Below are 13,864 nucleotides of genomic sequence, written 5' to 3' on the forward strand. Positions count from 1 at the left end.
TTCCTGCCGCCGCGGGGTGGCCGGGAAGGTGACCCTGGTGGTCACCCCCCGCTGCCTTCCTCCCCGCCAGCATCACCGGGGCCCCGGGGCCGCACCATCCGGATGAAGACCTCATCCTGCCGGATCATGCCCAGGTCCTCCCGCGCCCGTTCGGCGATGGCCGCCCCCTCCCGGCGCAGGTCCTCCACCTCCGCCCGGAGCTGCCGGTTGCGGGCCTCGAGCCGACCCACCTCCTCCTTCAGCTCCTCCACCTCGCCCTGCCGCTCCCAGACGGCGCGCAGGTTGCGGTCCCCCAGCCACAGGCTGTACTGGAGCACCACCAGGAGGGCGGCCAGGACCACCAGCAGGATACGCATGGCTTTCCCCTTCCGGGCCGCCGCGGCTCAGGCCGCCTCGCGCCGGCGCGGAACCACCACCCGGGCCAGGACCAGGCCAACCAGCATGGCCACCGCGCCCGGCGTGCCCCCAGTATAGGTCACCGCGGCCGCCAGCCCGACCACCAGGGCCAGTCGCCAGGCCAGCCCCAGTACCACCGGCCCTCGCCCGGCGCCCTCCCGGGCCAGGCGTCCGGCCACGGCGCGCAGGGCGCGGAAGTAGACCACCCCCGCCAGGACCCCGGCCACTCCGCCCGCGCCCACGGCCCACGCCGGTTCCAGGAGCATGGGGGGCTATCCGCGCCGGGTGGGCAGGGCCGCCGCGCCGAGGAACTGGCCATCCGGGCCCAGCTCCTCCTCGATGCGCAGCAGCCGGTTGTACTTGGCCACCCGGTCGCTGCGGGAGGCGGACCCGGTCTTGATCTGGGCGCAGTTGGTGGCCACAGCGATGTCGGCGATGGTGGTGTCCTCGGTCTCGCCGCTGCGGTGGGAGACCACCGCCGTGTAGCCCGCCCGCTTGGCCAGCTCGATGGCCTCCAGGGTCTCCGACAGGGTGCCGATCTGGTTCACCTTGATGAGGATGGAGTTGCCCACGCCGCGCTCGATGCCCTGCTGGAGGATGCGGGTGTTGGTGACGAACAGGTCGTCGCCCACCAACTGCACCGAGCCGCCGAGGCGCTCGGTGAGGGCCCGCCAACCCTCCCAGTCGTTCTCGTCCATGCCGTCCTCGATGGAGGCGATGGGGAAGTCCCGGGCCAGTTCCTCCAGGAAATCGAGCATCTGGTCTCCGGAAAGGTTCTTGTCCTCCCCGGAGAGGGCGTAGCCCCGGTCGGTATGGAATTCGGAGGCGGCCACATCCATGGCCAACAGCACGTCCTCGCCCGCCTTGTAGCCGGCCTTGTCGATGGCCTGCATCAGGGTCTCGAAGGCCGCCCGGTTGGAGGGCAGGTTGGGGGCGAAGCCGCCCTCGTCGCCGACCGCGGTCACGTGGCCCGCCTCGCCCAGGATCTTCTTGAGGCTGTGGAACACCTCCACGCCGCAGCGCAGGGCCTCGGAGAAGCGGTCGAAGCCCACCGGCATGAGCATGCACTCCTGGAAGTCCAGGCCATTGTCAGCGTGGGCCCCGCCGTTGATGACGTTCATCATGGGCACCGGCAGCACGCTCGCCCCAGCCCCGCCGAGGTAGCGGTACAGGGGCAGGCCGGACTCGGCGGCGGACGCCTTGGCGGTGGCCAGGGAGACGCCCAGGATGGCGTTCGCCCCGAGGCGGCCCTTGTTGTCGGTGCCGTCGGTCTCGATCAGTGCCCGGTCGATGGCGCGCTGCTCGCTGGCCTCCAGGCCCAGGACGGCCTCGCGCAGCTCGGCCTCCACGTTGGCCACCGCCTGGCGCACACCCTTGCCCAGGAAGCGGTCGCCGCCGTCCCGCAGCTCCACGGCCTCACGCTCCCCGGTGGAAGCCCCGCTGGGCACCGCGGCGACGCCCACCGCGCCGCTCTCCAGGCGCACCTCGGCCTCCACGGTGGGGTTGCCCCGGGAATCCAGGATCTCGCGACCACGAACCTCGACGATGGCACTCACGGGCATTCACTCCGAGTCGGTTTTTGGATTGGGTTGAACCGCAGAGACGCAGGGGTCGCGGAGGAAGGCAAGAATAGCACTGCCCTTCCCTGCTTGGCCCTTTGGGCCTGTCACCCGCCGTTCGCCGCGTCCTCCGCGTCTCTGCGGTGAAGAATCAGTCGTTTACGGCGCGGGCACCGACCGCGCCGCGTTGTGGATAGCCAGCAGGCGGCTCAGGAGGGCCTCCAGCCGGTCCAGGGGCCACATGTTCGGGCCATCGCTCGGCGCGGAGTCGGGGGCCTGGTGGGTCTCCATGAACAGCCCGTCCACCCCCACCCCGGCGGCGGCGGAGGCCAGGACGGGCACGAATTCCCGCTGTCCGCCCGAGGCCCCGCCCTGTCCACCGGGCAGCTGCACCGAATGGGTGGCGTCGAACACCACCGGCGCCCCAGTCTCGCGCATCACCGCCAGGGCGCGCATGTCCGAGACCAGGTTGTTGTAGCCGAAGCTCACCCCCCGCTCGCAGACCATGATGTCCTCGTTGCCCACCTCGCGGGCCTTGTCCACCACGTTGGCCATGTCCCAGGGGGCCAGGAACTGGCCCTTCTTGATGTTCACCGGCCGGCCGGTGGCCGCCACCGCCTGGATGAAGTCGGTCTGCCGGCACAGGAAGGCGGGCGTCTGCAGGACGTCCGCCACCTCCGCCACCGGCTCGGCCTGGTCCGGGGTGTGGACATCGGTGAGGATGGGGACCCCCACCTCCTCGCGCACCGCACCCAGGATCTCCAGGCCCTCCGCCATGCCCACGCCCCGGAAGGACTTGGTGGAGCTGCGGTTGGCCTTGTCGAAGCTGGACTTGTAGATGAGCGGGATGCCCAGCCCGTCGCAGATCTCCCGCAGCCGGGCCGCCGTCTCCAGGGCGTGGCCCCGGCCCTCGATGGCGCAGGGACCGGCGATCAGGAAGAAGGGCCGGTCGCCGCCGATGGGGTGGCCGCACAACTCCTTCATGCTGTCTCCTCCTGGCGCTGCCGATACGCGAGCGCGGCGCCCAGGAAGGCGGAGAACAGCGGGTGGCCCTCCATGGGCCGCGAAGTGAATTCGGGGTGGAACTGGCAGCCCACGAACCAGGGGTGGTCCGGGACCTCCACCACCTCCTTTAGGGTGCCGTCCACGGTGCTCCCGGTGAACTGCAGGCCGGCGTCGTGGAGCAGGTGGAAGTACTGGTTGTTGAACTCGTAGCGGTGCCGGTGGCGCTCCACCACCTCCTCCTCGCCGTAGGCGGTGCGCACCGTGGAGCCCTCCTCGAGGATGCAAGGGTACTCGCCCAGGCGCATGGTGCCGCCCATGTCGCCCTCCGCCTCGCGGGTGACGATGTGGCCATCCTCGGTGATCCACTCCGTGAGCAGGGCGATGACGGGATGGGCCACCTCGCGGTCGAACTCGGTGCTCCCGGCGCCTTCCAATCCCGCCACATTGCGGGCGTACTCGACCACCGCCAGCTGCATGCCCAGGCAGATCCCCAGGTAGGGCACCTGCCGGGTGCGGGCGTAGGCGATGGCGGCGATCTTGCCCTCGCTGCCGCGCTCGCCGAAGCCCCCGGGCACCAGCACCGCATCCACCCCGTCGAGGTGGGCCGCGGCGCCGTCGCTCTCGATGGCCTCGGCGTCCACGTAGCGCACCCGGACGCGGGCGCGGTGGCCGATGCCCGCGTGGGTCAGGGCCTCGTTGAGGGACTTGTAGGATTCGGTGAGATCCACGTACTTGCCCACCATGGCCACCTCGGCCTCGGCTTCGGGGTTCACCAGGGCGTCGACGATGCGCTCCCAGGGCGCGAGGTCCGGGGGCCCGGCCTCCATGCCCAGCTTCTCCAGCACGATGCTGTCGAGCTCCTGCTCATGGTAGACGAGCGGCACCTTGTAGATGGTGTCCACGTCCAGGGCGGTGACCACGGCCCGCTCGGGGACGTTGCAGAACAGACCCATCTTGCGGCGCTGGTCGGAGGGGATCTCGCGGTCCGCCCGGCACAGCAGCACGTCGGGCTGGATGCCGATCTCCCGCAGCTCCTTCACCGAGTGCTGGGTGGGCTTGGTCTTCATCTCGCCGGCGGAGGGGATGAAGGGCACCAGGGTCAGGTGGACGTAGAGGCAGTTGCCGGGCCCCAGCTCCACGCCGAGCTGGCGGATGGCCTCCATGAAGGGCAGGGACTCGATGTCGCCCACCGTGCCGCCGATCTCCACCAGGGCCACGTCCGCGCCATCCCCCACCGCCAGGATGCAGTCCTTGATCTCGTCGGTGATGTGCGGGATCACCTGCACGGTGCCGCCCAGGTAGTCCCCCCGCCGCTCCTTCTTGATTACCGACTCGTAGATCTGGCCGGTGGTGAAGTTGTTGCGGGCGGACATGCGCGTGTGGGAGAAGCGCTCGTAGTGGCCCAGGTCCAGGTCGGTCTCGGCGCCGTCGCCGGTGACGAACACCTCGCCGTGCTGGAAGGGGCTCATGGTGCCGGGGTCCACGTTGATGTAGGGATCCAGCTTCTGGAAGGTGACCTTCAGCCCCCGGGCCTCCAGGAGGGCGCCCAGGGAGGCGGAGGCGATGCCCTTGCCCAGGGAGGACACGACGCCCCCGGTGATGAAGATGAATTTGGTGTGGCGGCTCTCCGCCTGTGGCGCCATGCTCTCGCTCATTCGCCTTCCCGTTGCTCGCGTGTACCGCTCCCCGGGGTCCCCGCCTCCGGGGTCCCGGAGACGGCCCCCGGCCAGGGCCTCTTCCACCAGTCAAGCCGGATCCGCCAGGCGGGACGGCCGGGCCGGGCGGCCGCCGCGGCGGCGGTCGCCACACCAACCACGGCCAGGATGCGCCCGGCCCCATCGGTCAGCAAGGGCACCCGCTCCCGGCGTCCCACGGGGATCCCCGCCCCCCGCAGCAGCTCGCCCAGGGGGCGCTCCGTGCCTCCGCCCGCGGGCCGAATCCGGTCCCCGGACCGCGGGGTCCGCAACCCGAGGACCGGACCGGCCGCCTCGGCATCCAACAGCTGCGCCTGCTCCGGGGCCGGCCAGGGGGGCTCCGCCGTTTCCTGCTCGGCCCGCAGGGTGAGCCCCAGCGGCGGCCACTCCAGGGGCCCCTCCGCCGGCGCCCAGGCGTCCGGCACGGCCCCCTCCTGGGCCCCGGGCTCGGCGATCAGAAGCAGGCGGGTCCCGGAACGGTGGGCCGCGCCGCCGTTCCAGGCCACCCACCCGGCGGCCTTGTCCCCCGCGGCCAGACCACGCACCTGCTCCAGGATGGCGCGCTCGGGCAGGGGCAGGGCCGCCTCGCGCAGGGCGGCCCGCAGCACATGACGGGCCAGGGGCGGTTCCAGATCCGCCAAGGCCGGCGCCTGCAGCTCCCCCGGGCGATCCGGATCCGGGCGCACGCGGCCCAGGTGGTCGGCGACCGCCCCCTCCACCACGGCCCGGGCGTCCTGGAGAAGGTCCGCGGACCGGGTCACGGCCCCCGCGACGTCGGCGCCCATCACCTCCTCGAGGCAGGGCAGCAGCCGGTGCCGGACCCGGGCGCGGGCCAGGCGGGGGTCCCGGTTGGTGGGGTCCGCCACGGTGGAAAGGCCCAGGCCCGCGACGAACCCCTCCAGCTCGGTCCGGGTGAAGGGGAGCAGGGGGCGGGCCAGCCAGCCGGAGCCGAAGGGGCGCTTGCGCTGGATCCCCGCCAGGCCGTCCAGGCCCGCGCCCCGGGCCAGGAATAGCAGGACCGTCTCCGCCTGGTCGTCGGCCTGGTGGGCGGTGAGCAGCCACTCCCCCGGCGCCAGGGCCTCTTCGAGCAGGGCGTAGCGGCCGGCGCGGGCCGCGGCCTCCGGGCTTTCCCCGGGGGCCGCCTCGCCTTCCCAGCGGCGCTCCTCCAGGGGGATCCCCAGCCGGTCGCAGGTGGCGGCGCAGGCGGCGGCCCACGCATCGGCGGCCGCGGCCATCCCGTGGTGGACGTGCACCGCGGCGACCCGATAGCCCCGCACGGGGGCCAGCGCCGCCACGGCGGCGAGGAGGGCCGTGGAGTCGGTCCCGCCGCTGAAGGCTACGCGCAGGCGGGCCCCGTCCGGGACCGCCAGGTCACGGCGCAGGTGGGCATCCAGGCGGGTCAGGAAACGGTCCCGCAGGGGATGCTTCGGCAGCATGGCTAACCCCCGCCCATGGCGTCGGACCGCGACGGCCGGGCCCAGGAGGTTGGTGGGCTCTCAGCCTTCCTCGTCGAAGGAGCCGTACTCCATGAGGCGCCGGTAGCGCTCCTCGAGCAGCTCCTCCACCGGCAGCGCCAGCAGCCGCTCGGCGTGCCCGGCGAGGATGCCGCTCAGACGCTCGGCCATGGCGTCGGGGTCGCGGTGGGCGCCGCCCAGGGGCTCCTCCACCACATCGTCCACCAGGCCGGCCTTGTGCACGCGCTCGGCGGTGATGCCCATGGCCTCCGCGGACTCCTCCGCGCGGCTGCTGTCCTTCCACAGGATGGAGGCGCAGCCCTCGGGGCTGATCACCGAGTAGGTGGAATACTGCAGCATGAGCACCTGGTCGCCCACCCCGATCCCCAGAGCGCCGCCGCTGCCCCCCTCGCCGATGACGGTGGCGATGATGGGGGTGCGCAGGCGGGCCATCTCGCGCAGGTTGCGGGCGATGGCCTCGCTCTGACCGCGTTCCTCGGCGCCCACACCCGGGTAGGCACCCGGGGTGTCGATGAAGGTGAGCACGGGCAGTCGGAACTTCTCGGCGAGTTTCATCAGGCGCAGGGCCTTGCGGTAGCCCTCCGGACGGGGCATGCCGAAGTTGCGCCGGATCTTCTCCTTGGTGTCCCGGCCTTTCTGGTGGCCGATCACCATCACCGAGCGCCCCTCGAGGCGGGCGATGCCGCCGATGATCGCCGGGTCGTCGCCGAAGGCCCGGTCGCCGTGGAGCTCCCGGAAGCCCTCGAACATGCGGTTCAGGTAGTCCTGGGTGTAGGGCCGCAGCGGGTGCCGGGCCACCTGGGAGACCTGCCAGGGCGTCAGGCTGCCGTAGATCTTCTCCGTCTGGCGCAGGTTCTTGCGCTCCAGGCGCTCGATTTCCTCACCGATATTGAGGTCCGGCTCATCGGTGACGTAGCGCAGCTCCTCGATCTTGGCCTCCAGCTCCGCGATCGGCTGCTCGAAATCGAGAAAACGATTATTCATGCCCAGGCGTCCTCGTTTGCCAACCCTTTTGGGGCCCGTTGGGCGGACCCTCCCCCTTTTTTCCCGCGAGAGGCCGCATAAACCGTCGGATTATAACCGGGGCGGTGGGGTATTGAAAAACGTCCCGGCGCGTCGCCGCCGCACACCGCCCGACACGGGGCTTTTGAGGCGGTGCGCCTCAGCCGCGGGCCTCCTCGGCCCCTGCCCCGTAGCGCAGGTCCAGCCCATCCTCCCCCACCAGCCGGCCGAGGGGTTCCAGTAGGGCCGGCTCCGGCCGAACCGTCTCCGGCATGCGCAGGCGCGCCCGGGCTTGCCCGGGGATGCGATAATCGATGGTCACCGGGCAGCTTCCGGGGTGGTCCGCCAGCAGGGCCCCCAACTGGCGCACCTCCTCGGTGCCCACCTCCCCCGAAAGGTGGATGGCCAGGTGGCGGACCCGCTCGATGCGGGCCTCCTCCAGGGTCATGACGCGCTCCGCGGTTACCTTGTAGCCGCCGGTCTGCTCGTCCGGGGCGGCGCGCCCCTCCACCACCACCAGGGGCTCGTCGCCGCGCAGCCAGTCCCGCGCCGCTCCGTAGGCCTCGGCGAAGACCACCACCTCGGCGCGCCCGGAGGGGTCCTCCAGGCTCACGAAGGCCATGCGCTCACCCCGCCGGTTGTTGATCTCCTTGAGGGAGGCCACCAGTCCGGCGATCACCACGTTGTCCCCCTCCGCGGGGGCGAGGTCGCGGATGCGCCCCTGGGTGATCTCGGCGAGCTCCTCCATGCGGTCGTCCAGGGGGTGGCCGGAGAGGTACAGCCCGAGGGTGGCCTTCTCGCCGCGCAGCCGGTCGGCGCTGGAGAGCTCCGCCACGGCCGGATACTCGCCGATGCTGGCCGGCTCCGCCTCGCCGAACAGGCTGTCCTGGCCCACGGCGATGTCCTGCTGCACCCGCACCCCCTCCTCGAAGGCATCCTCCAGCACCTCCAGCAGGGCCGCCCGGCTGGGCGCCAGGCAGTCCATGGCCCCGGAGCGGATGAGGGCATCCGCCACCCGCTTGTTGGCCTTGCGCAGATCCACCCGGCTGGCCAGCTCGAACAGGTCGCCGAAGGGACCACCCCGCTCCCGCTCATCCAGGATGGCCTCCAGGGCGGCCTCCCCCGCCCCCTTTACGGCGCCCAGCCCGTAGCGCACGTAGCCCCGCACGGCCCGGTTCCCGTCCGGGGCCTGGCGGGCGGGGTCCTCCACGGTGAACTCCAGGTCCGAGGCGTTGATGTCCGGGGGCAGCACCTCGATGCCCATCTGTCGGCAGTCGCCGATGAAGTTCACCACCTTGTCGGTGTTGTTCATGTCCGAGGACAGCACCGCGGCCATGAGCTCGGCGGGGTAATGGGCCTTCAGGAAGGCGGTGCGGTAGGAGAGCAGCGCGTAGGCGGCCGAGTGCGACTTGTTGAAGCCGTAGCCGGCGAACTTCTCCATCAGGTCGAAGATGTAGGTGGCCTTGCCCTCGTCGATGCCGTTCTCGCGCGCCCCGGCCAGGAAGATCTCGCGCTGCTTGGCCATCTCCTCGGGCTTCTTCTTGCCCATGGCGCGGCGCAGCAGGTCGGCGGCGCCCAGGCTGTAGTTGCCGAGCACCTGGGCGATCTGCATCACCTGCTCCTGGTACAGGATGACGCCGTAGGTCTCCTTGAGGATCGGCTCCAGCTGCGGCAGCGGATAGTCCCAGTCGCGGTCCCGGCCGTGGCGGCGCTCCACGTAGTCGTCCACCATCCCCGATTCCAGCGGACCGGGCCGGTAGAGGGCCACCAGGGCGATGAGGTCCTCGAAGCGGTCCGGCTGCAGGCGCTGGATGAGCTCCTTCATGCCCGAGGACTCCAGCTGGAACACCGCCGTGGTCTCGCAGCGCTGCAGGAGCCGGAAGGTAGCCGCGTCGTCCATGGGGATCTCGTCCATATCGAGCGGATCTTCGCCCCGGTTGGCGCGGCTGCGGTTGGCCAGGGTCACCGCCTTGTCGATGACCGTCAGGGTGCGCAGGCCCAGGAAGTCGAACTTCACCAGGCCGGCCTCCTCCACGTCGTCCTTGTCGAACTGGGAGGTGACCGTGTCGCCGTCGGCTTCCTTGAAGAGCGGCACGAAGTCGGTGAGCGGCGACGGCGAGATCAGTACGCCACCGGCGTGGGTGCCGGCGTTGCGGGCCAGGCCCTCCAGCCTGCGGCCCAGGTCGATGAGGGTGGCCACGTCCTCCTCGTTGTCGTAGCGCTCGCGGAGGTCCTCCTCCTGCTCCAGGGCCTGGCTCAGGGTGATGCCCAGGTCCCCGGGCACCAGCTTGGCGATCTTGTCCACGTAGCCGTAGGGATGGCCGAGCACCCGGCCCACGTCGCGCACCACGGCCTTGGCCTTCATGGCGCCGAAGGTAATGATCTGCGCCACCTTGTCGCGGCCGTACTTCTCCGCCACGTAGTCGATGACCCGGTCGCGCTTCTCCATGCAGAAGTCCACGTCGAAGTCGGGCATGGAGACCCGCTCCGGGTTGAGGAAGCGCTCGAACAGCAGGCCGTAGCGGATGGGGTCGATGTCGGTGATCTTGAGGGCGAAGGCCACCAGGGACCCGGCCCCGGAGCCGCGGCCGGGTCCCACCGGCACGTCGTTGTCCTTCGCCCACTGGATGAAGTCCGCCACGATCAGGAAGTAGGCGGGAAAGCCCATCTGATCGATGATGCCGATCTCCCGCTCCAGGCGCTGCCAGTACTCGTCGCGCACCTCGGCCTGGCGCCCCTCGGGCACCCGGGCGAGGATCTGCGGGAAGCGCTCTTCCAGGCCGGCCCGTGCCGCCTCGGGGAAGAACTCTTCGATGCTGCGGCCATCGGGCGGCTGGTAGGCGGGCAGATAGGGGGTGCCAAAGGACAGCTCCACGTTGCAGCGCGCGGCGATGTGGCCGGCGTTGGCCACGGCCTCGGGCACGTCCTCGAACAGGGCCGCCATCTCGTCGGGCGTGCGCAGGTGGTTCTGCTCGGTGTGGCGGCGCTCCTCGCCGCGCCGCTCCAGCGTTGTCCCCTCGGCGATGGCCACCCGCACCTCGTGGGCCTCGGCCTCCTCGGCCTCGGCGAAGTGCACGTTGTTGGTGGCCACCACGGGGAGCTGGAGGCGCTGGGCCAGCTCCAGGCTGCCCTGGTTGACCGCCTCCTGACCGGTGCGCCCGGTGCGCTGCAGCTCCAGGTAGAAGCCGGCGGGGAAGAGCTCGGCGTAGTAGGCGGCGGCGGCCTCGGCGGCCTCCATGTTGCCCCGCCCCAGCCAGTAGCCCACCTCCCCCTCCAGGTTGGCGGACAGGGCGATCAGGCCGTCGCCGTGCTCCCGGAGCCACTGGTGACGGACCCGTGGCTGGCCGCGCTCCTGGCCTTCCAGGTAGCCCTTGGAGGAGAGCTGGACGAGATTGTCATAGCCGGTGCGGTCGCGGGCGAGCAGGACCAGGTGGGACAGCGGCGACTTCCCCTCCGCCTCCACCCACACCTCGGAGCCGATGATGGGCTTGATGCCGGCGGCGAGGGCCTTGTTGTAGAAGCCCACCAGGGCGAACAGGTTACCGTGGTCGGTGAGGGCCACGGCGGGCATGCCCATACCCTTGGCGCGCTCGATGAGCTCGGGCACCCGTAGGGTGCCGTCCACCAGGGAGAACTCCGAATGAACGTGGAGGTGGACGAAAGGGGGCGTGGTCATGGGTCGTGGCACCCGCTCGCGACGTGGATGGTGGGGTTCGCCCATGGGGCGGAACGCGACTCGGCGGGCGGGGCGGTGTCCCGCCGCCGGGACTTACTCCCGTGCGTTCCGGCTCACTACTTTAAAGGAACGCCGATGGATGGGCGAGGGTCCCAGGCGCTCCAGGGCCGCCCGGTGGGCCGCGGTGCCGTAGCCCTTGTGGGCGGCGAAGCCGTAGCCCGGATAGCGCGTGTCGTGCTCGGCCATCCAGCGGTCCCGGGTGACCTTGGCGAGGATGGAGGCGGCGGAGATGGCCGCGTCGCTGAGGTCGCCGCCGACGAGGCACGCCGCGTCCGGCAGCCCCGCGGGTCGGCTGTTGCCGTCGATGCGTACCCGGCAGCTCGAAAGACCAATGGCGGCCACCGCCCGCTCCATGGCCCGGTGGGTGGCCTGCAGGATGTTCACCGCGTCGATCTCGCCGGGCTCCGCCCAGCCCAGCCCGGCGGCGGCCGCCCCCTCCAGCAGGGCGTCGTGGAGGGCCTCCCGCCGCTTGGCCGAAAGCTTCTTGGAGTCGGTGAGCCCCAGCACCGGGTTGGGCTCGGCCAGGACCACCGCCGCGGCCACCACCGGGCCCGCCAGGGGGCCCCGCCCGGCCTCGTCCACCCCCACCACGGGGTCCGCGGGCAGGCCAGCCCCGTCCGGGGCCACCAGGACCCGGCGGCAGCCCCCTTCCGGCTCCTCCAGGGGCATGCCCAGCTGGGCGGGAGGCTCCTGCGCGGACACCGCTACCCCTCCCGCCGGATGTGGCCGAGCACCACCTCGGCGGCCCGGGCGGAGGGGTTCTCGCCCAGGGTGGCCCGGACCCCGGCCAGGTCCCGCCGCGCCCGCTCGCGGGCGGCGGGATCCGCCAGGTAGCGCCCCAGCTCCTCGGACACGCGGCCCGGCTCGGCGTCGTCCTGGATCAGCTCGGGGGCCACCTCGCGTCCGGCCACCAGGTTCACCATGCCGATGTGGGGCACTTTGATCAGGCGCTGGGCCAGCCAGAAGGTCACCGGCGACAGCTTGTAGAGCACCACCAGGGGGGTGCCCACCACCGCCGTCTCCAGGGTGGCCGTGCCCGAGGTCACCGCCGCGCAATCGGCGGCCGCCGCTGCGGAAAGGCTGTCCGTCACGCGGTGGAAGTTGGGCGGCTGGTACTCCGTGAGCAGCTCGTCGAGCACCTCGCCCACCGCCGGCCCGGCCACCGGCAGCACGAAATGGGCGTCGGGAAAGCGCTCCCCCAGCAGCTCGGCCGCCCGCAGCAGGACCGGGCCCATGCGCAGCACCTCGGAGCGGCGGCTGCCGGGGAGCAGGGCCACCACCGGGGCCTCCCCGGGCACCTCGAGCGCCGCCCGGGCCTGAGCCTGCTCCGGAACGGCCGGGATGCGCTCGATGAGGGGGTTGCCCACGTAGGTGACGGGCACCCCTGCCTGCTCGTAGACCTCGGTCTCGAACGGGAAGATGACCATCATGTGATCGACAATGCGGCCGATCTTGTGCACCCGGCCGCGCCGCCAGGCCCAGACCTGGGGGCTCACGTAGTAGACCACCGGGATGCCCAGCTTATGGGCGACCTTGGCCAGGCGCAGGTTGAAGTCGGGGGCGTCCACGCACACCAGGAGGTCCGGCGGCGCCTCCTTGAGTCGGGCCTTCAGCCCCTTGAATACCCGGCGTATGTCGCCGAAGTGGCGCAGCACCTCGGTCATGCCCACCACGGCAAGCTGATCGGAGGGGAACAGGGCCCGGCAGCCGGCGGCCTCCATGGCCGGCCCCGCCACCCCTTCGAAGTGGACCTCCGGCTCCCGCCCCCGCACCTCGCGGATCAGACCGGCGGCGATGCGGTCCCCGGAGGCCTCCCCGGCCACCACCATGACCCGGCGCCTGCCCGCCCCGGCCAAGGGGGTATGCCCGGCCGTTTCGGACACCGGCGCGGAGACCCCGCTCACGGCCGGGCCGTCTCCGCCACCACGGCGGCGATGCGCTCCACGTCCTCCTTGGCCAGCTCGGGGAACATGGGCAGGGCCAGAACCCGCTCGGCGAGCTCCTCGGCCACCGGGCAGGAGGCCCCGCCGGCGGCCTCGGCGAAGGCGGGCTGCCGGTGGAGCGGCACGGCGTAGTAGACCGCCGAGGCGATATCCGCGGCCTGCAGGGCCGCCTTGATCTCGTCGCGGTTCGCCGCCTGGAGCACGAACTGGTGGTAGACGTGGGCGCCCTCCTCCACCTCGGCCGGCAGGGTCACCGGCGCGTCGGCCAGGTGGCGCCGGTAGGCCATGGCCACCCGCCGCCGCCCCTCGTTGTAGGCGCGGATGCGCTTGAGCTTGGCGCGCAGCACCACCGCCTGCAGCTCGTCGAGGCGGCTGTTGAAGCCCAGCTCGTCGTGGTAGTAGGGCCGGCTGGAGCCGTGGTTGCGCAGGCGCAGAAGGCGGTCGGCCACGGCCTCGTCGTTGGTGGTGATCAGGCCACCGTCGCCCGCCCCGCCCAGGTTCTTGCTGGGGAAGAAGCTGAAGGCGCCCGCCACCCCCCAGGCCCCCGTGGTGCGCCCGCCGCGGGCCGCGCCGAAGCTCTGGGCGCAGTCCTCGACGATGGTCAGGCCGTGCTCCTCGGCCACCGCGCCCAGGGCCTCCATGTCCACCGGCTGGCCGAACAGGTGCACGGGCAGCAGGGCCCGGGTGCGCGGGGTTACCGCCGCCGCCACCGCCTCGGGGTCGAGGTTGTAGCTCTCCCGGTCCACGTCGGCGAACACCGGGCGCGCCCCCACGTAGAGGATGGCCTCGGCGGTGGCGGCGAAGGTGAAGGGGGTGGTGATCACCTCATCGCCCGGACCCACCCCGGCCGCCAGCAGGGCCAGATGGAGGGCGTCCGTTCCCGAGGCCACCCCCACGGCCCGCTGCACGCCGAGGAACCCGGCGGCCTCCTCCTCGAAGGCCTTGCCGCGCGGGCCCATGATGAACTGGCCCGTCTCGAGGACCTCGCGGATCTCGGGCTCCACCTCTTCCATGAGGGTGGCCATCTGCCCCTTCAGGTCCACCATGGGGATGC

Annotated in this window: 11 protein-coding genes; all 11 read right to left on the reverse strand. The window is 71.8% G+C overall.

The annotated features are described in order from the left end of the window. Positions 1-41 precede the first annotated feature (41 nt). Positions 42-356: a cell division protein FtsB gene (gene ftsB / locus AN478_RS01100; protein WP_054964776.1), complete on the reverse strand. Its 315-nt coding sequence runs from the start codon at positions 354-356 to the stop codon at positions 42-44. A gap of 27 nt (positions 357-383) precedes the next feature. Further along, entirely contained in the window at positions 384-662 is a 279-nt protein-coding gene (locus tag AN478_RS01105) for a hypothetical protein (protein ID WP_054964777.1), read from the reverse strand. 6 nt (positions 663-668) lie between these two features. Beyond that, positions 669-1,952 carry a phosphopyruvate hydratase gene (gene eno, locus AN478_RS01110; RefSeq protein WP_054964846.1) on the reverse strand — a complete coding sequence of 428 codons (1,284 nt, stop codon included), beginning with the start codon at positions 1,950-1,952 and terminating at the stop codon, positions 669-671. A 162-nt stretch (positions 1,953-2,114) separates the two neighbouring features. After that, positions 2,115-2,939 (reverse strand): 3-deoxy-8-phosphooctulonate synthase, encoded by an 825-nt coding sequence (gene kdsA / locus AN478_RS01115; protein WP_054964778.1) that lies wholly within the window; start codon positions 2,937-2,939, stop codon positions 2,115-2,117. After that, on the reverse strand, positions 2,936-4,615 hold the full coding sequence (locus AN478_RS01120) for a CTP synthase (RefSeq protein WP_231627300.1): 1,680 nt from the start codon (positions 4,613-4,615) through the stop codon (positions 2,936-2,938). Before AN478_RS01120 ends, kdsA begins: the two co-directional genes overlap by 4 nt. Beyond that, the gene (gene tilS, locus AN478_RS01125; RefSeq protein WP_054964779.1) at positions 4,612-6,090 is read right to left on the reverse strand and encodes a tRNA lysidine(34) synthetase TilS; all 1,479 of its coding nucleotides are present in this window, start codon (positions 6,088-6,090) and stop codon (positions 4,612-4,614) included. Before tilS ends, AN478_RS01120 begins: the two co-directional genes overlap by 4 nt. A 60-nt stretch (positions 6,091-6,150) precedes the next feature. Next, complete coding sequence (locus AN478_RS01130; protein WP_054964780.1) at positions 6,151-7,113, reverse strand: acetyl-CoA carboxylase carboxyltransferase subunit alpha; 963 nt, start codon at positions 7,111-7,113, stop codon at positions 6,151-6,153. Between the two features lie 178 nt (positions 7,114-7,291). Further along, positions 7,292-10,807 carry a DNA polymerase III subunit alpha gene (gene dnaE, locus AN478_RS01135; protein WP_054964781.1) on the reverse strand — a complete coding sequence of 1,172 codons (3,516 nt, stop codon included), beginning with the start codon at positions 10,805-10,807 and terminating at the stop codon, positions 7,292-7,294. A 93-nt stretch (positions 10,808-10,900) separates the two neighbouring features. Next, positions 10,901-11,569: a ribonuclease HII gene (locus tag AN478_RS01140; protein WP_231627301.1), complete on the reverse strand. Its 669-nt coding sequence runs from the start codon at positions 11,567-11,569 to the stop codon at positions 10,901-10,903. Between the two features lie 2 nt (positions 11,570-11,571). Then, positions 11,572-12,771 carry a lipid-A-disaccharide synthase gene (gene lpxB, locus AN478_RS01145; protein ID WP_083342393.1) on the reverse strand — a complete coding sequence of 400 codons (1,200 nt, stop codon included), beginning with the start codon at positions 12,769-12,771 and terminating at the stop codon, positions 11,572-11,574. Continuing rightward, positions 12,768-13,856 carry a DegT/DnrJ/EryC1/StrS family aminotransferase gene (locus AN478_RS01150; RefSeq protein WP_054964849.1) on the reverse strand — a complete coding sequence of 363 codons (1,089 nt, stop codon included), beginning with the start codon at positions 13,854-13,856 and terminating at the stop codon, positions 12,768-12,770. Before AN478_RS01150 ends, lpxB begins: the two co-directional genes overlap by 4 nt. Positions 13,857-13,864 lie beyond the last annotated feature (8 nt).

It is taken from the genome of Thiohalorhabdus denitrificans, from assembly GCF_001399755.1.
In the GTDB taxonomy this organism is placed as follows: domain Bacteria; phylum Pseudomonadota; class Gammaproteobacteria; order Thiohalorhabdales; family Thiohalorhabdaceae; genus Thiohalorhabdus; species Thiohalorhabdus denitrificans.